The sequence below is a fragment of the Bradyrhizobium sp. HKCCYLRH3061 genome (genome assembly GCF_051168015.1).
Lineage (GTDB): Bacteria > Pseudomonadota > Alphaproteobacteria > Rhizobiales > Xanthobacteraceae > Bradyrhizobium.
Window position 1 is genome coordinate 92,658 of the sequence record NZ_JBNPUE010000011.1, and the last position, 21,270, is coordinate 113,927.

A 21,270-nucleotide genomic window follows, 5' to 3' on the forward strand; every position below is an offset into this window, starting at 1 on the left:
CAAGGCGCCCCAAAGCCGGTGTCGTCCCGACCTCCGCGCCGGGACCCATAACCCCAGGGAGTGGTTCGAGGCAGGCGGGACGACCAGCCGTTTCTAGCTGCGACATCACCCGGTATGGGTCCCGGCGTTCGCCGGGACGACAGCGGAGGCTACGGCGCGCGGCTGCGCCAATTAGGACGTTGCCGGGCTTCCTGTTTGGCCGACTGTCTTGGACCAACTACCTATAGTCGGGGCTGAGCTCAGCGTGTCGTCACCCGCCCGCAAAAATCCGATAGTGCCGTGGCTTCAATCCGACCCGTTCGCCGATGCGGAGGTCGCGGTCGCGTGGCGCGTCGATCTCGATGGTGGATCCCTCCGTCAGCGCGATCTCGGCGCGCTGCACCGGGCCGAAGCTGCGGACGTGGGTCACGGCACCATGCAGCGTGCCGCTGTCAGCCGGACCGATCAGCATGTCGTGACGACGCACGAACAGAGTGGAGGCGCCCGCGGCATCGCCAGGCGCAGCAATGTCCAGCGGCCGTCCGTTCAGATGCACGGCGCCGCCGGTGATCTCCACCGGCAGCATGATCGACTCGCCGATGAAGCCGTGGACGAAGGCGGTCGCCGGCGCGTCATAGACGTCGCTCGGCGAGCCGACCTGCTCGATGCGGCCCTTGTCCATCACCACCACGCGGTGCGCGACCTCGAGCGCCTCCTCCTGGTCGTGGGTGACGAAGATCGAGGTGACGTTGATGGAGTGATGCAGGGTGCGCAGCCATTGCCGCAGCTCCTTGCGTACCTTGGCATCGAGCGCGCCGAACGGCTCGTCGAGCAGGAGGATGCGCGGCTCGATCGCGAGCGCGCGCGCCAATGCGATGCGCTGGCGCTGGCCGCCGGAGAGCTGGCTCGGATAGCGGTCGGCGAGCCAGTCGAGCTGGACGAGATCGAGCAGCTCCTTCACGCGCGCGCGGATCTCGGCCTCGCTCTTGCGGATGCGGCGCGGCTGCACGCGCAGGCCGAAGGCGACGTTCTCGAACACGTTCATGTGCCGGAACAGCGCGTAGTGCTGAAACACGAAGCCGACGTGGCGCTCGCGCGCGCCGCGATCGAGCGCGCTCTCTCCGTCGAACAGGATCTCGCCGGAGTCGGGCCATTCCAGCCCCGCGATGATGCGCAGCAGGGTCGTCTTGCCCGATCCGGACGGCCCGAGCAGCGCCAGCAATTCGCCGTCAGCGACCTTGAGATCGACGCCGTCGAGCGCCTTGAAGGTGCCGAACGTCTTGACGACACCCCTGACTTCAATGGTCACGCGGACCTCCCTCATCGAGTTGCCGTTCGAGGACGGTTTTGACGACCAGCGTGATCAGCGCGAGCATCGCCAGCAGCGAGGCGATCGCGAACGAGGCGACCATCTGGTATTCGTTGTAGAGAATCTCGACCAGCAGCGGCATCGTGTTGGTCTCGCCGCGGATGTGGCCGGACACGACCGAGACGGCGCCGAACTCGCCCATCGCACGTGCGTTGCAGAGAAGCACGCCGTACAGCACGCCCCATTTGATGTTCGGTAAGGTGACGCGGAAGAAGGTCTGCAGGCCGGACGCGCCGAGCGAGACCGCCGCCTCCTCTTCCTGCGTGCCCTGCTCCTGCATCAGCGGAATCAGCGCGCGGGCGACGAACGGGAACGTCACGAACACGGTCGCGAGCGCGATGCCGGGAAAGGCGAACAGGATCTGCAGGCCATGGCGCTGCATCCATGGACCGAAGAAACCCTGCGCGCCGAACAACAGCACGAACACGAGGCCCGAGATCACCGGGCTCACCGAGAACGGCAGATCGATCAGGGTGATCAGGAACGTCTTGCCCGGGAAGTCGAACTTGGCGATCGCCCAGGCGGCGCACAGGCCGAACACGAGATTGGTTCCGACCGAGACCAGCGCCACCAGCAGGGTCAGGCGGATCGCGTCCCACGCCTCGGCATCGGCGAGCGCGCTGAAATAGGCCGCGATGCCCTTGCCGAACGCTTCCACGAACACGACGATCAGCGGCAGCACCACGAACACCGACAGGAACGCCAATGCCAGCGTCGTGATGACGATGCGGACCAGGCGCGGCTCGGTACGCGGATCGGGTCGGCCTGCCTGCGCGACGCGCCGGCTGGTCGCGGACGATGCCACGGACGGCGCCTGCAGGGTCATCTCCACGCTCATGTCGGGTCCTAGTTCAAGGGCGCCCGGCTCTGCGCCCAGCGCTGCAACCGGTTCACGGCAAAGATGATCAGGAACGCCACGACGAGCATCACCACCGCGATCGCGGTGGCATCGGCGTAGCGGAATTCGGACAGCCGGATCACGATCAGCAGCGGCGCGATCTCGGAGACGTTCGGCAGATTGCCGGCGATGAAGATCACCGATCCGTACTCGCCGACCGCGCGCGCAAAGGCGAGTGCGAAGCCAGTGAGCAGCGCCGGCGTCAAGCTCGGCAGGATCACGCGGGCCACGATCTGCCAGCGCCCGGCGCCGAGGCTCGCCGCCGCCTCCTCGATCTCCGGATCAAGATCGATCAGCACCGGCTGCACGGTGCGGACGACAAAGGGGATGCCGATGAAGATCATCGCAACGAAGATGCCGAGCGGCGTGAACGCCACCTTGATGCCCATTGCGGCGAGCGGCGCGCCGAGCCAGCCCTTCTGGGTGAACAGCGCCGTCAGCGCCACGCCCGCCACAGCGGTCGGCAGCGCAAAGGGAACGTCGACGATCGCGTCGAACAGGCGGCGCCCCGGAAAGCGGTAGCGCACCAGCGCCCACACGACGATGGTGCCCATCACCAGGTTCACGCAGGCCGCGGCGAAGGCGAGCCCGAACGAGATCTTGAGCGCGCTCAAGGTGCGCCGGCTGGTGACGATGCCCCAGAACTGGTCGAGGCTGAGATCAGTCGAGCGGACGAACAGTCCCGCCAGAGGAATCAGAACGATCAGCGACAGCCAGGTCAGCGTCAGTCCCATGGTGAGACCAAAGCCCGGCAAGGTGCTGCGGCGTGGTGCAAGTACGTTCAAAAAAAGGCCTGGTCCGTTGATGATCAGTGTCGATAGTCGGTGTCCGCCCGCGGCCCCCCGTCTCGTCTTGTCGATCGAGACCGGGGACAGCGTCTCACGCGCAATGTCGCAGATCGCCGCAACACCAGCTTACTGCCTTCGTTTTTTCTGCCTTGCCGTCGAGGCCGTAGCAGACCGGCGGTCACCAACTCGTTCCCTATGATTCGATCAATTCTTGTAGATTTGATCGAAGATCCCGCCTTCCGCAAAGTGTTCCTTCTGAGCCTTGGTCCAGCCGCCGAACACCTCGTCGATGGTGAACAGCTCGACCTTGGCAAAGTCAGCCTCATGCTTCTTCGCGACCTCAGGATCGCGCGGACGGTAGGAGTTGCGTGCGGCAATTTCCTGACCTTCCTTTGTATACCAGTATTTCAGGTAGGATTCAGCCACACTTCGCGTGCCCTTCTTGTCGGCCACCGAGTCGACCACCGCAACTGGCGGTTCGGCCAGGATGGAGAGCTGCGGCGCGACGATCTCGAACTTGTCCTTGCCGAACTCACGCAGGGCCAGATGCGCCTCGTTCTCCCAGGCAAGCAGAACGTCGCCGACCCCGCGCTCCACGAAGGTCACGGTGGCGCCGCGGGCGCCGGTATCGAGCACAGGGACGTGCTGATAGAGGTCGCCGACGAACTGCTTGGCCTTGTCGGCCGAGCCGAACTTCTTCAGCGCATAGCCCCAGGCGGCCAGGTAGTTCCAGCGCGCGCCGCCGGATGTCTTCGGATTGGGCGTGATGACGTCGACGCCCTTCTTGAGCAGATCGTCCCAGTCCTTGATGCCCTTGGGATTGCCTTTGCGCACCAGGAAAACGATGGTCGAAGTGTAGGGCGATGCATTCTGCGGCAGCCGCTTCTGCCACTCCTTGTCGAGCAGCCCCCTGCCGGCGATCGCGCCGATGTCATAGGCAAGCGCCAGAGTCACGACATCGGCCTGCAGCCCGTCGATGACGCTGCGGGCCTGCGCGCCGGAGCCGCCATGCGACTGCTTGACCTCGACGCTCTTGCCGGTCTCCTTCTGATAGCTCGCCGCGAACGCCTTGTTGAACTCGACATACAGCTCGCGAGTGGGATCGTAGGACACGTTGAGCAGGTTCACGTCGGCAGCATAGGCCGACCCCGCCCATGCCAGACCCGCGACCACAGCCAGAACACGCCGCATCATTCGAGCACTCCATTTCCAGGCCCCGCGATGTTGCAGGCGCGCACGCCAGATCGCCGGATGTGCACGTCAGAGTCAACGAAAGCGGATTTTCTTGTTTCCGGCAGGACATGGGCATTTTGCTATGAAGCGCCGCGCAACGGGATTGGCATTCTTTGCCGCGACACATTGCCGTCATCGGCGCGCTGGTGACCACGATAGGGCGCGATCTCGAAAAGATTGCAACAGGGCGAGGCTTGACATTGTTCACTTTATGTTCGCAAAATAGCCGGCAACCTCAGCAGGAGAACAGAGCGGTGGCAACGAGGGACGTGATCGACGGGAGCGCACTCGCACGCTGGCTGAAGCTGGCCATCATGACAATCGTGTTGCCCGCTTTCCCCGCTCTGCTGGTGATGTCCACGGTCGCCCGGGCCGACGATCGGACCGGCTTCCGGGTCGGCGAGATCGACGGCGGCCCGGTTGCCCGGATCGACGTTCGGCTAAAGACGAAGAAATATCCGGGAATGCTGCGCTGCCTCGATCAATCCATAGCGCTCTATATCGTCGACCGCGATGGTGCTGTCCCTCCGCCTCTCCGCAATCTCAAGGACAGGCCCGCGGAATTGCAGGATGCCAAGCAGCGCACGCTGAAAGCGTCTGCGACCTATCTGCCCGGCAAGACGGCGAAGGACGGCGTCATGCTGTTCAAGGTTGAGGGGCTGAAGGCCTCGTCTTTCGCAGGCACCGGATTGATGCTCTGGGATCTCGCGCCGCCTGACTCTGCAGATCTCAGCGCGACCGCCGACAAGATCATATGGGCGGACACTGTGACCAACTTCACCTTTGTGATCCGGGCCGACAACGGCGAACAAGTGTTACCGACGGTCCTGAAATCCTGTGGTGTCTCTTAGCTCGACGACGTCACCACCGTGTGGATGCCGCATTCCGTCTTGCCGCGGCCCCGCCAGCGTCCGGCGCGGTCGTCCTCGCCGGTGTCGGAGCGGCTGGTGCAGGGCATGCAGCCGATCGAACGGAAGCCGGCGGCCATGAGCGGATGCTGCGGCAGGTTCGCGGAGCGATAGATGTCCGCGATGTCTTCGCGGGTGACATTGGCGAACGGGTTGAACTTCGCCCGGGCGCCGTCCTGCTCGACGACTTGAATCGCGGCACGCAGGCCGCCCTGGAAACGCTTGCGGCCATTGATCCAGCCGGCGAACGGCGCCAGCGCGCGCGCCAGCGGCTCGACTTTGCGGATCCGGCAGCAGGCGTCGGGGTCGGAGAACCACAGCTCGTTGTCGGCGTCCTCACGCTTCAGTGCTGCGGCATCCGGCTTGATCGAGCGCACGTCGCGCAGGCCGAGGAGCTCGATCAGCTGGTCGCGATAGGCGAGCGTCTCTGCGAACATGTGCCCGGTGTCGAGGAAGATCACCGGAATCGCCGGATCGACATCGGCCGTGACCTTCAGCAGCGCCGCCGACTCCGTGCCGAACGACGACACCACGGCGAGCCGCTCGCGCCCGATCGCCCCGAGAGCGGCAGCAATGATCTCCTGCGGCGCAGCGGTGCGCAACGCGGCGTCGAGCGCCGCGACTGGGATCTCCGCAACGGAAGGCGATGCAGCCAGCGTGCTCACAGCCCGGCACTCTCCGAATGGCGCAGTTGCAGGCGCTGATGCAGCGCGGAGATCCGGCCGTCGCCGGCCGGCTGGTAGAACACCGAATAGCGCTTCACGGTCTCGGTGAAGGCCTCGGCGTCGGCCTGCTTCTTGACCTCGAAGGCGTCGAAGCCGGCGCGCAGCATGAACACGAACTGGTCGCGCAGCACTTGGCCCGTCGCGCGCAGCTCGCCGCGATAGCCATAGCGCTCGCGCAGCAGGCGCGCCTGGGTATAGGCGCGGCCGTCGCGAAAGCTCGGAAACACCAGCGCGACCAGCGCGAGCCGGTCGAGATAGGGCACGAGATCGTCGACATCGCGATTGTTCGGCCAGATCACGCCGAGCTTGCCGGGGGCGCGGCTGACCAGCGCGTCGGGGCCGGCGAGGAAGCGCGTCTCCGGGACGAGGATCGCACCCTCTGCCGGCAGCTCGGCATCGTCGGTGATGCGGACGAACGCGTCCGCGATGATGTGTCCGCCCTTAACGAGTGGCATAAACCCGCTCCCTGAATGGTTCGACCCCGAGCCGCTTCACCGTGTCGACGAACGGCTCCTCAGGGTGCGCGCGCAGCGCAAGATAGGCTTCGACGATGTCCTCGACGACATCGGCCACTTCGGCATAGGGCACCGCGGGTCCGATCAGGGTGCCGAGCGCGGCGCCCTCGTCGGCACGGCCGCCGATCGTGATCTGATAGAATTCCTCGTTGTTCTTCTCGACGCCGAGGATGCCGATATGGCCGACATGGTGGTGGCCGCAGGCATTGATGCAGCCGGAGATGTTGATGTGCAGCCGGCCGATCAGGTTCGCCGTGTCGTGGTTGGCGAAGCGCCGCGTGATCTCCTGCGCGATCGGAATCGAGCGGGCGTTCGCCAGCGAGCAGTAGTCCAGGCCCGGACAAGCGATGATGTCGGAGACGAGATTGACGTTGGGGATGGCGAGCCCGATCGCCTCGAGCGCCTTCCACACCGCCGGCAGATCACGCTTGCGGACATGCGGCAGCGCCAGGTTCTGCTCATGCCCGACACGGATCTCGCCGAACGAGTATTTGTCGGCGATGTCGGCCAGCGCATCCATCTGGTCGGCGGTCGCATCGCCCGGCGGCTTGCCGATCGGCTTCAGCGACACGGTGACGATCGCATAACCCTGCACCTTGTGCGGGACCACCGAGTTCTTGCGCCAGGCCTCGAACTTCTGATCATGCGCGGCCTGCCTGAGCTCGTCCGGCATGTGCGGGAGCGTCTCATAGGCCGGATAGAAAAAGCGCGAGCGGATGTCCTCGATGATCCCCTGGTCGAGCTTGAGCACGCCGTCGCGGATCTGCTGCCACTCCTCCTCGACCTCGGCCGCGAACTTCTCGATGCCGAGCTCATGGACCAGGATCTTGATGCGCGCCTTGTAGATGTTGTCGCGGCGGCCGTACTGGTTGTAGACGCGCAGGATCGCCTCGACATAGCTCAGGATGTCATGGCCGTGCACGAACGGCTTGACCGTCTTGGCGATGAAGGGCGAGCGTCCCAGGCCGCCGCCGACCAGCACCTCGAAGCCGGTCTCGCCCTGCTCGTTCTTCAGAAGCCGCAGGCCGATGTCGTGGATCTTGATCGCGGCGCGGTCGTGCTCGGACGCCGTGATCGCGATCTTGAACTTGCGCGGCAGGAATGAGAATTCCGGATGAAGCGTCGTGAACTGGCGCAGCAGCTCGGCCCAGATCCTGGGATCCTCGATCTCGCCCGGCGCGACGCCGGCCCATTGGTCGGAGGTCACGTTGCGCATGTTGTTGCCGGAGGTCTGCATCGACTGGATGCCCACTTCCGCCAGATCGGCCATCGCATCCGGCAGCTCGGCGAGCTTGATCCAGTTGAACTGGATGTTCTGCCGCGTCGTGAAGTGGCCATAGCCGCGATCGTAGCGCCGCGCGACATGCGCCAGCCTGCGCAGCTGGTTCGACGCCAGCGTGCCATAGGGGATGGCGACACGGTACATGTAGGCGTGCAGCTGCAGATAGACGCCGTTCTGCAGCCGCAGCATCTTGAACTCGTCCTCGGACAATTCGCCCGAGAGGCGCCGCTTCACCTGGTCGCGGAATTCGGCGACGCGCTCGTTGACCAAAGTGCGGTCGATTTCGTCATAAGCATACATGACAGGGCCTTCAGGCTTGAGCCGGGAGCGCGATGGAGGCGCCCGTCAGCCGGATGTGTTCGCGCATGTTGCCGGGCTTGACCGCACCGTCGGCGCCCACCTCGACCGGGGCGATGTAGGGACCGATCGCACCGAGATCGTCGGCCACCGCCTCGGTCAGCAGGGCGCGCGCCTCGTCGGCGGTGCGCACGATGGCCGCATCGGAGAGCTCATCCGACCAGCTCTTGGCGCCGGTGCGGTAGATCACCGCGCCGTCCCAGGTCCGGTTCGCGGTGATGATCGAGGGACCGGCGATCTTGATCTTCTGTTGCAGCGGGGAGGTCATTCAGACGGGTTCCAGGAGTTGTGCGATCACGCCACTGAGGGTCTGCTGACGCCACGGCGCGGAGTGCGCCACGACATCGCCGATGATGAGGATGGCCGGGCCGCCATCGATTTGGCCGACGAGATCCGGCAACTGATCGAGCGTGCCGACCGCGGCCTGCGCATCGGGGCGCGTCACCTTGGCGAACACGCCGACCGGCGTCTGCGGCGAGCGGCCGGCGGCGAGGAGCCCCGCGCGCACCGCCGGCGCCGCGGTCATGCCCATATAGACGACGACGGTCATCTTGGTGTCGGTCAGCGCAGACCAGTCGACCGCCTCGGCATCGCGCTCCTTGTGCGCGGTGAGGAAGGTGATGCGCAGCGCTTTGCTGCGGAAGGTCAAGGGCACCTCGAACTGCGCGGCGGCGCCGAGGCCGGCGGTGATGCCGGGCACGATGGTGTAGGACACGCCCGCCTTGCGCAGCGCGTCGACCTCCTCGCCGCCACGGCCGAACACGAAGCAATCGCCGCCCTTCAGCCGGACCGCGCGCTTGCCCTCGCGCGCCGCCTCGATCAAGAGCTTGTTGACGGCATCCTGGCCGATGCCGGGCTTGCCGACCCTGCGGCCGACCGGCACGCGCGAAGCATCGCGGCGAATGCGGTCGAGAATCTCGGGTGTGACGAGCTCGTCGTAGTACACGACGTCGGCGTCCTGCAGCGCCCGCAGCGCCTTGATGGTCAGAAGATCGGGATCGCCCGGACCGGCGCCGACCAGGGTCACATGCCCGTTGCTGCGGCCGGCATGATCGGCGCCCGCAAAAGCACTGGGATCGGCAATGCCGTGCAGCGCCGCCTCGGCCTCCTGCTTGCGCCCCGCCAGCACCAGCGCGCCGATCGGGCCGTCGACGATGCGCTCCCAGAAGCGGCGGCGCAGCGGCATCTCCGCAATCAGCGGATTGATGGTCTTGCGGAAGTCGCCGATGAAGCCCGCGAGCTCGCCGATCCGCGCCGGCAGCAGCGCCTCGATGCGCTCGCGCACGCGGCGTGCCACGACGGGCGACGAGCCGCCGGTGCCGATCGCCACGACGACATCGCCGCGATCGACGATCGCCGGAAAGATGAAGCTGGAATGCGCGAGGTCGTCCATCACGTTGACGGGCAGACCGACGCTGCGTGCCCGCGCCGACATCGCCACGCCGATGTCGCCGGCGCCCGCGCACAGCACGGCGATGACGCCAGTGAGATCGGCGCTCAGCGGGTCGCCTTCGGCGCGCTCGATCTGGCCGTGCTCATCGCGCAGACCCGCGAGATCGAAGTCGCCGTCGGTGGCGAACCAACGAATCCGCGCGCCCGCGGACAGCAACACGCGAAGCTTGGCGCGCACGAGCTCGCCCGCGCCGATCAGCAGCACGGGGCCGGTCTTCAGGTCGAGAAACACCGGCAGATATTGCATTGCGTTCTTCAGCTTCGGCACTTCGGGGTTGACTGGAATTATTTTCTATATAAGTGTCTCACCTACGACGTAAAGAGAAAATTATTCCTTGGCTTCGCCATAGAATTTTCTCCCAGGCAGGCGATGGCTGATAGCATGCACATTCTCACCAACGACGTTTCCAGAGATCGGTTGCCCTCCTCCGAGATCGAGCAAGCATCTTCCATGCCGCGCGTCCTCAACGCCGCGCCGACGATGGACCATCTCGATGAGCTGGAGGCGCAGAGCATCTACATCCTTCGCGAGGCCTTTGCACGGCTGAAGAAGCTGGCGCTGCTGTGGTCGCTGGGAAAAGATTCCAACGTGATGATCTGGCTGGCGCGCAAGGCGTTCTTCGGCCGCGTGCCGTTTCCGGCCATGCATGTCGATACGGCCAAGAAGTTTCCGGAGATGTACGCCTTCCGCGACACCTACGCGAAGGAATGGGGCCTGGACCTGAAGATCGAGCCGTGCCCGCCGATCGATGCCGTCGATCCGACCTTGCCGCCCGCGGCGCGCTCGGCTGCGCGCAAGACCGAAGGCCTGAAGATGGCGCTCGCCAAGCACGGCTTCGATGGCCTGATCGCCGGCATCCGCCGTGACGAAGAGGCGACGCGCGCCAAGGAGCGCGTGTTCTCGCCGCGCGGCGCCGAAGGCCATTGGGACGTGCGCGACCAGCCGCCGGAATTCTGGGATCACTTCAACGCCTCGCCGCCGCAGGGCGCTCACTTGCGCATCCATCCGATCCTGCATTGGACCGAGGCCGACATCTGGGCCTACACGGCGCGGGAGAACATCCCGATCATCCCGCTGTACCTCTCGAAGAACGGCAAGCGCTATCGCTCGCTCGGAGACCAGGACATCACCTTCCCCGTCGCGTCCACCGCCTCGAACATCCCCGAGATTCTCGCCGAGCTCGAAAGCACCAAGGTGCCCGAGCGCGCCGGACGCGCGCTCGACCACGAGACCGAGGACGCCTTCGAGCGGCTGCGCGTCGCCGGCTATCTGTGAGCGGAGCCTGAGGCAATGAACATGAGAGTCCCGGCCGCCGCTCCCGCCACACCGAACGGCACCACCCGTCCCCAGGTCCGCATCGTGATCGTCGGCCATGTCGATCACGGCAAGTCGACCCTGGTCGGACGCCTGCTGCACGAGACCGGCAGCCTGCCCGAGGGCAAGCTCGAAATGCTGCAGGCCGTCTCGGCCCGCCGCGGCATGCCGTTCGAATGGTCGTTCCTGCTCGACGCGCTGCAGACCGAGCGCGACCAGGGCATCACCATCGACACCACGCAGATCCGCTTCCGCACCAATGCGCGCGAGGTCGTGCTGATCGACGCGCCCGGCCATGCCGAATTCCTGCGCAACATGATCACCGGCGCCGCGCAGGCCGACGGCGCGGTGCTGATCATCGACGCGCTCGAGGGCGTGCGCGACCAGACCCGCCGCCATGGCTATCTGCTGCATCTGCTCGGCGTGAAGCAGGTGGCGGTCGTCGTCAACAAGATGGACCGTGTCGATTTCGGCGAGGACCGCTTCGATGCGATCAAAGCCGAGATCTCGGCGCATCTCGAAGGCCTCGGCGTCAAGCCGGTCGCCGTGATCCCGATTTCCGCGCGCGACGGTGATGGCGTCGCCGCGCTGACGTCGCGGATCGGCTGGTACGACGGCCCGACCGTGGTCGAGGCGCTCGATGGGCTGGAGCCGGCCAAGCCGCTGTCGAGCCTGCCGCTGCGCCTGCCGGTGCAGGCGATCTACAAGTTCGACGATCGCCGCATCGTCGCCGGCCGCGTCGAGGCCGGGGAATTGCGCGCCGGCGACGAGATCGTGATCATGCCGGCCGGCAAGATCGCCAAGATCAAGACCGTCGAGGGCTGGCCGCAGACCCCCGTGACCACGCCGCAAGGCGCAGGCCGCTCGGTCGGCATCACCCTCGACCGCGAGCTGTTCATCGAGCGCGGCGACGTCATCGCCCATGTCGGCCGCGAGCCGCAGGCGGCGCGCCGGCTGCACGCCCGCATCTTCTGGCTGCACGACCAGCCGCTCGCGAAGGGCGACAACATTCTGGTCCGGCTCGGCACCCGCGAGGCGCGCGGCAGCGTGGTCGCGATCGAGAAAGCCGTCGATCCGGGCTCGCTGTCCAACGAGCAGAACGCGTCGATCGCGCGCAACCATGTCGGCGAGATCGAGATCGCGCTGACCCAGCCGGTCGCCGTCGATCCCTACACCGAGAATGCGCGCACCGGCCGCCTCGTCATCGAGGTGCAGGGCCGCATCGCCGGCGGCGGACTGGTGCTGTCGATCGCAGCCGGCAAGCGCGCCGCGCCGGTCGACATCATGCCGGTGGAATCGGCCCTGCAGCCGCAGGAGCGCGCCGACCGCTATCGCCACAAGGGCGCGGTGGTCTGGATGACCGGCCTGCCCGGCGCCGGCAAGTCGACCTTGGCGCGTGCGCTGGAGCGGCGGCTGTTCAGCCGCGGCGGCGCGCCCGTGCTGCTCGACGGCGACACCCTGCGCGCCGGCCTCAACAAGGATCTCGGCTTCACGCCGGAGGACCGCGCCGAGAACATCCGCCGCCTCGCCGAGGTCGCGACCCATCTCGCCCGCAACGGCCACATCGCGATCGTCGCCGCGGTGTCGCCGGCGCGCGAGGACCGCGCGGCCGCGCGCCGCGTGGCCGGCGACCTGTTCCGCGAGGTCTACGTCGCCACCGCCGCCGAGATCTGCGAGAGCCGCGACCCCAAAGGCCACTACGCAAAGGCCCGCGCCGGCGCCTTGCAGAACTTCACCGGCATCGGCACCGACTACGAGCCGCCGCTCGATGCGGAGCTCGTCATCGACACCGCGACGCGCGGGATCGCCGATGCGACCGACGAGCTCGAGGCGCTGCTGTCGCGAACGGGAGTGCTGTTCGACGACATCGCCGATCTCGGCGCCAACATCTAAGAGCTCATGCCGCTTGTGTCCGGCGCGTCAGAGCGCTCCGACATAGGCGGTGAGATCGTCGAGCTCGGCCTCGGTCGGCAGCCGCGTCTCCATCTTCTTGGCATAGAACTCCCACATCAGCTTGACGGCGTCGCGCAGCGAAGCCGTGCGGCCGTCGTGGAAATACGGCGCGGTCGACGCGGCCGCATGCAGGGTCGGCACCTTGAACTTGCCGCCGGTGCCGATGTCGTCCTTGCTCTTCTTGTCGAAGCTCGGCAGCTGGTGACAGGTGCCGCAGCCGCCGTCGCCGATATAGAGCTCATAGCCGCGCCTGACGGCCGCGCTGGCATCCTCCCGCGGCGTGCCGTCCTCCTTGACCTGCCAGTTGGCCGGATAGTTCAGCGTGCGCACATAGGCGACCAGCGCCGCCAGGGTCTCCGGCGACGGCTCCGGCCCCTTCATGCGGTTGACGATGATGCCGCGGATGCTGTCCTCCAGCGTCGGCGCCTGGCCGGCCCAGCCGAACACCGCACGCTCGCCGACGCCCCACAGCGTCGGCGTATTGCGGCCGTTGGGATCGCCGTCGGCGACCACGTCGAGGCCGACATAGGTCTTGTTGTTGGTGTGCCCGGTCGAGAAGTGACAGGTGGCGCAGGATGCCTTGCCGCCGCCGGAGAGGCTTGCGTCGTTGAACAGCTCCAGCCCCTTGGCGGCGAGCTCCACTTCGGAGAGCTGCGCGGGTGCCGCCACGGCCGCACCGACCGTAGTGGGCGAGGCCACCGGCTCCTCGGTCACGACAGGTGCTGAGGCCTTCGGCCTCCTCTTCGCCGCGGCCTGGCGGAGTCTCGGCCTGTACTCGGGCACGGCCGGGTGCGCGGATTTCGGCTTCAGCGCCGACGCGAGCATTTGCAGCAAGGTCGGCTTTTCCGGAGCCGCCGCAAGGTATGGCGCCGTCGACATGTCGGCGGCGAGGGCGGGCACGGCGAGCAGACCGAGGCACAGGACGATCGACCGCAGCCCAGTGAACGACATGATGCGTCTCCCCACCCCGCTAGATGCAATTAGTTATCGATAGCCTTTACGTCCGAAGTGGGACTGTGCGGGGGCAATGAATCGGCGCAGGCGGGATCGAGCGACAACATCGCACCCGCCTGCGAGCGCCTCGCCGAGGTGCCGTCCGCGGCGCGGCCACGAGTCGGCCTCGTGACATGACGCGCGACATCGGCGCACAGCGATCGCCGCAGCCAAGCGTGGTCACATCCTGCCCGAAGAACTACGGAGGAGTGCGCTGGTTCGCTCTTGGACGCCAGCCTGGCCATCGGGCCGCCGGACGATCCGCAAGCAGAAATTAGCACTTCATCCGCACAGTTCACGGCACGCGCAGCAACGCTGTCGAGGCGCATGATGGAGCATCTGGCGGCCTATTGGTCGAGGGCGGAGCTGGAGACGAACGGAATTCTGCTGCTGCACCTGATGGGTGCGGCGGCCGTCGGCCTGTTGCTGGGCTACGAGCGCACCTATCACGGACGCGCGGCCGGCATGCGGACCTATGCGCTGGTCTGCGTCGCATCGACCTTGCTGACGGCGATCAACGGTTTTCCCGGCAGCTGGTATGGCGGCATCGCGGTGTCGCCGACCGTGTCCGATCCGACACGCGTGATCCAGGGCCTGATGACCGGCATCGGCTTCCTCGGCGCTGGCGTCATCATCAAGGACGGCTTCACCATCCGCGGCGTGTCGACCGCCGCCTCGATCTGGATGACGTCGGCGATCGGCATCATCATCGGCATCGGCCTCTACGGCACCGCGCTGTGCGCTACGGCCTTGTCTCTGGCTGCGATGACCCTGCTCGGCGCGGTCGAGCAATGGCTGCCGCACCAGACCACGCTGTCGCTGTCGGTCGTCTATCGCCACGGCCTGCAGCCGAGCGAGGCCGAATTGCGCGAATGCATGCGGGCTTATGGCTTCGACGTGCTGGACTGGTGCTACGAATACAGCGAGACGAAGCGCCAATTCCATTTCGAGCTGGTGCTGCAGGCCGCCGGCCGGTTCGAAACCGCGCAGATGGCGCGCGACCTCTCCGGCGCCGAAGACGTCGTCGAGTTCCGTTTGGCGCCGTCGCGCGCGTGAGGGCGGAGTAGTCCGGGATCGACCGTAGCCCGCACGAGCGCAGCGACATCCAGGACTAGCCGCACAAGAGCTCACGCGGGCCACGTCCGCTGCACTGGCGTTCGTTCGTATTCGTTGGGTGGGCAAAGCGGCGCCGAAACGGCGGCGCGTGCCCGCCGTCTCAAACCGAGCAAGCAAATGTTGGCCGGGCCGCTCCCGCGCGATGCGCGGGCGCGTCTTTGCCCACCGTACGACCTCAGTATGAGACCAACAGCGATACGCAATACAGCGCCCTCGCCCCTTGCGGGAGAGGGCATCTCAGGCCCATCCGCACGCTCGGCGGCGGCTCGGTTGGCTGGCGACAGGAGCTGTGCGCGCGGTATTCCGGGGATAACGGCATCCATCGGTTGCATACCGGCCCGCGACGGGCCTCAAAGGTGGTCGGTCGTTACGACCGCCGAGCCAAGCTGGAGCGCGCCGTCAATGGCATTCCGGCGCAAGGAGATGCAGGCTGCGATCACGGGGCAGGGAAAATCAATGAATGATCTGAAACCCTATCAAAAGCCGAGCCTGACGCTCACGGCCGGCGCGCGCTTCATTCGCGGCTTCACGCGGATCGGCGCGGTTATCGCTGTGCTGACGGTGGTGATCGGCGTCTCGGCCTCCATTATGGCCGGCATCAACAGTTACAACTCTGATGTAGACAAGCACGAAGCTGCACAGTGTATCGCGCGGCTCGCGCGCAGTGGCGTCACGTTCAAGCCGAAATACGAATACAGCAGAGATCTCGACTATGACGTGGGCGGATGCTCCGGTGGATACAGGTTCTCCTACAACTCCGTCGCCCAAGTGATCGCCATCGCCGACGCGCCAGCGCCGACCCTCCTGACAAGCGATGGCGTGACAAACCTCGGCATCGGGTTGATGATCACCGGCATCATTGCCGTCGTGGCCTATCTCGGCTTCTGGTGCATTGGCTGGCTCTGCGCCGGCTTCACGCGGGACGCATAGCTATTTAGGGGAGCTGAAAACGTGGCTCAATCTGACGATGGCGGTGCCGTATATTTTCTTTTCGGGTTGGCGGCTCTTTGGTTCTTTGCTCCGGACAGTTGGACGAATGCGCTTTGGTATGGCGTAAAATACCAAGTTGGCTTCGATAAAATTCAGACGAGCACCAAGCCAAAAGACTGCGACTTCATGCACGCGCCTCTTGGTGACAAAGGCTGCAGCTACAAGGTGCACGTGAAGGCCTATAATGCAGGCGGTGCGTTGGTCGGTGGGGAAGACGCGCCAAAATACGGGCGCGATAGCAAAACCGGAAGCCCCATCATCTCTTACAACGATGGCAAGACGTGGGACTGGTATGCGGGGGATACTCCGGATCCCAAAGTGGCATCCGTCGTCGTTTTTTGGCTCAAGGAGTAGACGGACTCGCCTCAACCTTCGTCGCCGGATATGGCTTCAACGCCCGCAGTCGCCGGTTCAAGTTGAAGGTCGAGCTGGTCCTTCTCAGGTGGCAGCGGCAAGTCTGCCAATCGGATGACCTTGATCTTCGCACGCGCGCCAAGAGCAGCAATGTCGCTATCGTCAGAGTAAATTTCAGTCACGCCGTGGACCTTCGCTATGGCAACAATCTGACGATCAAACTTCACCTTTTGCCACGGAGCTGTTGAGTTTGCTTTTTTGTTGCCGTTTGCAAGAGCTGTGCGGGACATCGCCGCAACCTCCAGCGCTGCCCGCGTATCGAAAGGCTCGATGCTAAACACCGCATACTTTTGCAGTTCATCAACGATCTGCTGCGAGGCCGCAGCTCCTGCCTTTACGAGCGCCTCACCCAACGCAGGTGTCGGCATGATGATTTTTGATTTTGCCTTGTTCAGCCGCGCGACCAAATAGTCGATCCGCTCTTTGGCGCGATCGATCGGCTTTCCGTCAGCGCCGCGGGGGACTCGCGTCTCAGGCCGGAGCATCAGCAGCAGGTTGGTGGAATCAATGACCACCATTTTTTCGGCTCCCCCGTCCCTTCCGCTCATCGGTCAGCTCGGTATATGCGTCGTCACCCCATTCCGTTGGGATGTCGCGAAGAGCCGCGAGCGCGTCAGCGAGCGAGGCATCCTGCAGAGGCTCAATGCTCTCGATCCGAAAATGCTCAAGCGTCCACTCGCCATCGCCCTCACGCACCCAGCGGCCTCGCCCGAACAGGCGCACGGGCTCGAACAGCTTGGCACCAAGCTGCTTTGCGATAGCGCGGGTAGTTTCGCAGCCGCTGATCTGCCGACCTTCTGATTGAAGCGTCACGTGGATAGTCGCATCCTTGCCGCGCACCCCGGTGACGAATCCGTCGATCGAGCCCTGCTGGCGCACGGTTAACTTCTCTTCGGTCAGCTCGCGGCCGGGAAAGCGGATCACCACCGCGCCACGAGGCGCGGCATCCCGCAACACGCCAACAGCATTGTCGGCCCTGAGAAGTGTGTTCAAGGCATTGAAGGCACGCTGAGCGTCAGCGTTAGCGTCTCCCGCCCGCACCGCGACCATACGATCGTGAACCTTCGGCGCGGCTTCACGGTCAACGCGCGCGTTCAGAATGGTGCTGCCCTTGGTGAGACCGCGAAAGTGGACGGAGTCGCGCTCGCCGAGCAGGATCGCCAGCTCATTCATGTATTGAGCAAGGCGGCCCATCGGGATCGTCGCCGGGGTATAGGCATCGATCTTGAACCGGTAATGCTCGGTGCCGTCAGCGCGGCTTTTCCGCTTGCGAGGCGTGGCCATGGAGAACTCAGCGAAGGGAGACCTGTATAGACCCCAGTAAAGCAGAGGGATTTTAACAATACCACCAATGCGCGCACTGACTTTCGGGGGTGACCCGGTCCCCGGCGACGCGCTAAACGGGCGGGGAATCGATGCTCGGCGACGTCATCAACAGCTTTTCCCGCGCTCGGCCAGCCTGGACAGAACGGCGGGCCGTGGATGTCCATCGCGTTGTTTTTATGAGACTATTCGGGACCTCGCATCTCCCGCAAGGGGAGAGGGTCCATTCATGGGGCACTGCGGCTCGCTTTCAAGGCGCGACGTCAGAGACCGAATACGTTTTCCGCCGTAGCCGATCCTGAGAGGTCAGAAGCTGTCGACTTCATGATAAGCGGAGCACGTTCGGACTTTCATGAACGGCGCACTATTCAAATTCGCCTGCTCCGAAAAACCGAATTCACAATCCCCTCAACCTGATTTGCCCTGTCCAGTCCTTGTCCGAAAATATTCTACTTTCTTTTTTTCGGAAATCATGTATATCTCTCCGCATCCCGTCCCACACGAGGGACAGTTCGCGACCGTCACGGACGTCGGGTGCGGGATGCGGTGGGCGCTTTGGGCTGCGGCGTGAGCGATCATGTCGACGGACAGTCCCGAGGCGCACGGCCAAGCCGTGGGGTCCTGGCATCCCGACGCTGATGCCACGTCTGCGACAGCGCCAACGCGCTGCGCGGGCAACGGTGACCAGAAAGCCCGGCGCACCGGGGAGACCACGGAGCAACCGTAAGACCATCGCGCAGGGAAGGCCGGATGTCCGGCTCGTACCTGTGGTGACTGCCGCCTGCATTTTTTTCTGCAGGCGGGCCATGGGTGCAGCCTGCACCCGGCCTTCCCTGCGCCTCTCGTTAGCAGAGGCGTTCAACTGGCAAAGCTCGGACGCCAACAGGCGCCGCGAGAACGTTGGCGACTGTTCGCAAGCGCACGATCCAAATGAGCAGCGAGATGCAACCTCAGGCGTCGTTGCGAGCGAAGCGAAGCAATCCAGACCATCTCCGCAGCGACAGTCTGGATTGCTTCGTCGCTTCGCTCCTCGCAATGACGGCGGAGGCCGGGGCAAGGGCCGCGGGCTTCCGCAACACCGGATCGACAGGATCGGCCCCTCGCCCCCGATCTCGGAACCGACGCCCTCCCCGACCAACTGCGATACCCCTCCCCCCCTTCCGTGGCTCCCGCTTTGGCGCTAAATGCACTGCACACGCCGCCTTCGAGGCGGCCATTCAGCATGCCCAATTCGCGCGCAACGCCGCGCCCTCCGAGAGAGAAACGTCTCATCATGACCCGTATCGACGCCCATGGACTGAAGATCGCCCCCGTTCTGTTCGACTTCATCGCCAAGGAGGCCGCGCCGAAGACCGGGATCGATCCGGACGCGTTCTGGGCCGGCGTGGCCGCGATCCTGCGCGATCTCGGCCCTAAGAACCGCGAGCTGCTCGCGGTCCGCGACGCCCTGCAGGGCAAGATCGACGCCTGGCACCTCGCCAACAAGGGCAAGGCGTTCGACCTCGGCGCCTACACGGCGTTCTTGAAGGAGATCGGCTACCTACTGCCCGAGCCGGCGACCCACAAGGTCGAGACCGCCAATGTGGACGAGGAGATCGGCAAAATCTGCGGACCGCAGCTGGTGGTGCCGCTGACCAACGCCCGCTACGCGCTGAACGCGGCGAATGCGCGCTGGGGCTCGCTGTACGACGCGTTCTACGGCACCGACGCCATCCCGCATGACCCGAGCGAAGCGGGCAAGGGCTACAACAAGGCCCGCGGCGACAAGGTGATCGCCAAGGCCAAGGCCTTCCTCGATACGGCCGCGCCGCTCGCCACCGGCAGCCACACCGACGTCACCGCCTACAGCGTCATTGCCGGCCAGCTCTCGGCCAAGCTGAAGAGCGGCAACGCCACCGCGCTGAAGGACGCCGCGCAGTTCGCCGGCTATCAGGGCTCGGCGGAGACGCCGTCCGTGATCCTGCTCGCCAACAACGGCCTGCACGTCGAGGTCGTGATCGACCGCAGCCATGTCATCGGCAAGGACGATCCGGCCGGCGTCTCCGACATGATCCTGGAAGCCGCGGTCTCGACCATCCTCGACATGGAGGATTCCGTCGCCGCCGTCGACGCCGAGGACAAGGTGCTGGTCTACCGCAACACGCTCGGCCTGATGAACGGCACGCTGTCGGCCGATTTCGAGAAGGGTGGCAAGACGCTGACGCGCGCCCTGAACAGCGACCGCAGCTACACCACGCCGGCCGGCGGCACGCTCACCCTGCACGGCCGCAGCCTGCTGCTGATCCGCAATTGCGGGCACCACATGTTCACCGACGCCGTGTTCGACTCCGAGGGCAAGGAGGTGCCGGAGGGCATTCTCGACGCCGCCGTCACCGGCCTGCTGGCGATCCACGACCTCAAGGGCAACTCCAAGGTCAAGAACAGCCGCACCGGCTCGATCTATATCGTCAAGCCGAAGATGCACGGCCCGGACGAGGTCGCGCTCACGGTCGAGCTGTTCGCGCGCGTCGAGACAATGCTCGGCCTGCCGGAGAACAGCATGAAGGTCGGCATCATGGACGAGGAGCGCCGGACCACGGTCAACCTCAAGGCCTGCATCCAGCAGGCGTCGAAGCGCATCGTCTTCATCAACACCGGCTTCCTCGACCGCACCGGCGACGAGATCCACACCTCGATGGAAGCGGGTCCGATGATCCGCAAGAACGAGATGAAGGCGCAGCCCTGGATCAAGGCCTATGAGGACTGGAACGTCGACATGGGCCTGATCGACGGTCTCCCCGGCCACGCCCAGATCGGCAAGGGCATGTGGGCCGCGCCGGACAAGATGGCGGACATGCTGGCGCAGAAGATCGGCCACCCGCAGGCCGGCGCCACCACCGCCTGGGTGCCGTCGCCGACCGCAGCGACCCTGCACGCCCTGCATTATCACCAGGTCAACGTGCACGCCCGCCAGGCCGAGCTCGCCAAGGGCGGCCCGCGCGCCAAGCTCGGCGACATCCTCACCATCCCTGTGTCGAACTCGAACTGGGCGCCGGACGACGTCCGCCAGGAGATCGACAACAACTGCCAGGGCATTCTCGGCTACGTCGTGCGCTGGATCGACCAGGGCGTCGGCTGCTCCAAGGTTCCGGATATCCATGACGTCGGCCTGATGGAGGACCGTGCGACGTTGCGCATCTCCAGCCAGCATCTCGCCAACTGGCTGCACCATGGCGTGGTCAGCAAGGACCAGGTGATGGACTCGCTGAAGCGCATGGCCGTCGTGGTCGACAAGCAGAATGCCGGCGATGCGCTCTATCAGCCGATGGCGCCGTCGTTCGACGGCGTGGCGTTCAAGGCGGCCTGCGACCTCGTGTTCGAAGGCCGCACCCAGCCGAACGGCTACACCGAATACATTCTCACGGCGCGGCGCCGCGAAGCGAAGGCAAACGCCTGATGCGAAAAGCCCCGGCCATCCGCCGGGGCTTTTTTTGATCAGTCGGAGGTAACATGATGCCGGATCATATCACCGCAATGAAGCGGAGCAGCGAGATCACGCCGAGCACGATGACGATCACGCGGCAGATCTGCTTGGCGCGGCCATCGATCGGCAGCAGGTTGATCAAATAGAGAATGAGGATGACGACGAGAAAGGTGACGAGTGCACTGATCAGCATGACG

20 protein-coding genes are annotated in these 21,270 nt (G+C 65.2%); 7 read left to right on the forward strand and 13 right to left on the reverse strand.

Features of this window, described 5'->3' with window-relative positions:
- Positions 1-250: 250 nt before the first annotated feature.
- From ACQR2C_RS18920 to ACQR2C_RS18935, 4 genes are all read right to left on the reverse strand, one after another.
- Positions 251-1,288 (reverse strand): sulfate/molybdate ABC transporter ATP-binding protein, encoded by a 1,038-nt coding sequence (locus ACQR2C_RS18920; RefSeq protein WP_315804739.1) that lies wholly within the window; start codon positions 1,286-1,288, stop codon positions 251-253.
- Entirely contained in the window at positions 1,278-2,186 is a 909-nt protein-coding gene (gene cysW, locus ACQR2C_RS18925; protein ID WP_315804738.1) for a sulfate ABC transporter permease subunit CysW, read from the reverse strand. The genes ACQR2C_RS18920 and cysW overlap by 11 nt, the downstream gene beginning before the upstream one ends.
- Positions 2,187-2,194: 8 nt before the next feature.
- A complete protein-coding gene (cysT, locus tag ACQR2C_RS18930; RefSeq protein WP_315804737.1) occupies positions 2,195-3,031 on the reverse strand; it encodes a sulfate ABC transporter permease subunit CysT in 837 nt (278 codons plus the stop codon).
- 207 nt (positions 3,032-3,238) lie between these two features.
- Positions 3,239-4,228, reverse strand: coding sequence for a sulfate ABC transporter substrate-binding protein (locus tag ACQR2C_RS18935; RefSeq protein ID WP_434881836.1), 990 nt, complete (start codon positions 4,226-4,228; stop codon positions 3,239-3,241).
- A 152-nt stretch (positions 4,229-4,380) separates the two neighbouring features.
- On the opposite strand from ACQR2C_RS18935, the gene ACQR2C_RS18940 reads away from it, so the two are divergent.
- Positions 4,381-5,118 carry a hypothetical protein gene (locus ACQR2C_RS18940; protein ID WP_316177281.1) on the forward strand — a complete coding sequence of 246 codons (738 nt, stop codon included), beginning with the start codon at positions 4,381-4,383 and terminating at the stop codon, positions 5,116-5,118.
- Here ACQR2C_RS18940 and ACQR2C_RS18945 read toward each other — a convergent pair.
- From ACQR2C_RS18945 to cysG, 5 genes are read right to left on the reverse strand one after another with little or no spacing between them, the layout of a single operon-like run.
- Positions 5,115-5,840 carry a phosphoadenylyl-sulfate reductase gene (locus ACQR2C_RS18945; protein WP_434881837.1) on the reverse strand — a complete coding sequence of 242 codons (726 nt, stop codon included), beginning with the start codon at positions 5,838-5,840 and terminating at the stop codon, positions 5,115-5,117. The two genes, ACQR2C_RS18940 and ACQR2C_RS18945, sit on opposite strands and share 4 nt — an antisense overlap.
- Positions 5,837-6,355 (reverse strand): DUF934 domain-containing protein, encoded by a 519-nt coding sequence (locus ACQR2C_RS18950; RefSeq protein WP_316177277.1) that lies wholly within the window; start codon positions 6,353-6,355, stop codon positions 5,837-5,839. The genes ACQR2C_RS18945 and ACQR2C_RS18950 overlap by 4 nt, the downstream gene beginning before the upstream one ends.
- On the reverse strand, positions 6,342-7,997 hold the full coding sequence (locus ACQR2C_RS18955) for a nitrite/sulfite reductase (protein WP_434881838.1): 1,656 nt from the start codon (positions 7,995-7,997) through the stop codon (positions 6,342-6,344). Before ACQR2C_RS18955 ends, ACQR2C_RS18950 begins: the two co-directional genes overlap by 14 nt.
- 10 nt (positions 7,998-8,007) lie before the next feature.
- Positions 8,008-8,322, reverse strand: coding sequence for a DUF2849 domain-containing protein (locus ACQR2C_RS18960; protein ID WP_315804731.1), 315 nt, complete (start codon positions 8,320-8,322; stop codon positions 8,008-8,010).
- Positions 8,323-9,753, reverse strand: coding sequence for a siroheme synthase CysG (gene cysG / locus ACQR2C_RS18965; RefSeq protein WP_316216481.1), 1,431 nt, complete (start codon positions 9,751-9,753; stop codon positions 8,323-8,325). It abuts the gene before it with no gap.
- Positions 9,754-9,987: 234 nt separating this feature from the next.
- Here cysG and cysD point away from each other — a divergent pair, with 234 nt between their 5' ends.
- Both cysD and cysC read left to right on the forward strand, forming a co-directional pair.
- Positions 9,988-10,782 (forward strand): sulfate adenylyltransferase subunit CysD, encoded by a 795-nt coding sequence (gene cysD / locus ACQR2C_RS18970; protein ID WP_315804843.1) that lies wholly within the window; start codon positions 9,988-9,990, stop codon positions 10,780-10,782.
- Positions 10,783-10,797: 15 nt separating this feature from the next.
- Positions 10,798-12,714, forward strand: a complete 1,917-nt coding sequence (cysC, locus tag ACQR2C_RS18975) for an adenylyl-sulfate kinase (RefSeq protein WP_434881839.1) — start codon at positions 10,798-10,800, stop codon at positions 12,712-12,714.
- A gap of 27 nt (positions 12,715-12,741) precedes the next feature.
- Here the strand turns inward: cysC and ACQR2C_RS18980 are convergent, their stop codons facing one another.
- Positions 12,742-13,725, reverse strand: coding sequence for a cytochrome-c peroxidase (locus ACQR2C_RS18980; protein ID WP_316177269.1), 984 nt, complete (start codon positions 13,723-13,725; stop codon positions 12,742-12,744).
- Positions 13,726-14,094: 369 nt separating this feature from the next.
- On the opposite strand from ACQR2C_RS18980, the gene ACQR2C_RS18985 reads away from it, so the two are divergent.
- The 3 genes from ACQR2C_RS18985 (at position 14,095) to ACQR2C_RS18995 (ending at position 16,227) form a co-directional block, all read left to right on the forward strand.
- Positions 14,095-14,823: an MgtC/SapB family protein gene (locus ACQR2C_RS18985; RefSeq protein WP_315804727.1), complete on the forward strand. Its 729-nt coding sequence runs from the start codon at positions 14,095-14,097 to the stop codon at positions 14,821-14,823.
- Between the two features lie 462 nt (positions 14,824-15,285).
- Positions 15,286-15,813, forward strand: a complete 528-nt coding sequence (locus tag ACQR2C_RS18990) for a hypothetical protein (protein WP_315804726.1) — start codon at positions 15,286-15,288, stop codon at positions 15,811-15,813.
- A gap of 21 nt (positions 15,814-15,834) precedes the next feature.
- Positions 15,835-16,227, forward strand: a complete 393-nt coding sequence (locus ACQR2C_RS18995) for a hypothetical protein (protein WP_315804725.1) — start codon at positions 15,835-15,837, stop codon at positions 16,225-16,227.
- 11 nt (positions 16,228-16,238) lie between these two features.
- Here the strand turns inward: ACQR2C_RS18995 and ACQR2C_RS19000 are convergent, their stop codons facing one another.
- Both ACQR2C_RS19000 and ACQR2C_RS19005 read right to left on the reverse strand, forming a co-directional pair.
- Positions 16,239-16,805, reverse strand: a complete 567-nt coding sequence (locus ACQR2C_RS19000; RefSeq protein ID WP_434881840.1) for a PIN domain-containing protein — start codon at positions 16,803-16,805, stop codon at positions 16,239-16,241.
- Complete coding sequence (locus ACQR2C_RS19005; RefSeq protein ID WP_315804723.1) at positions 16,792-17,571, reverse strand: hypothetical protein; 780 nt, start codon at positions 17,569-17,571, stop codon at positions 16,792-16,794. The genes ACQR2C_RS19000 and ACQR2C_RS19005 overlap by 14 nt, the downstream gene beginning before the upstream one ends.
- 1,312 nt (positions 17,572-18,883) lie before the next feature.
- On the opposite strand from ACQR2C_RS19005, the gene ACQR2C_RS19010 reads away from it, so the two are divergent.
- Positions 18,884-21,046: a malate synthase G gene (locus ACQR2C_RS19010; RefSeq protein ID WP_434881841.1), complete on the forward strand. Its 2,163-nt coding sequence runs from the start codon at positions 18,884-18,886 to the stop codon at positions 21,044-21,046.
- A gap of 64 nt (positions 21,047-21,110) precedes the next feature.
- Here the strand turns inward: ACQR2C_RS19010 and ACQR2C_RS19015 are convergent, their stop codons facing one another.
- Complete coding sequence (locus ACQR2C_RS19015; protein WP_315804721.1) at positions 21,111-21,266, reverse strand: Thivi_2564 family membrane protein; 156 nt, start codon at positions 21,264-21,266, stop codon at positions 21,111-21,113.
- Positions 21,267-21,270 lie beyond the last annotated feature (4 nt).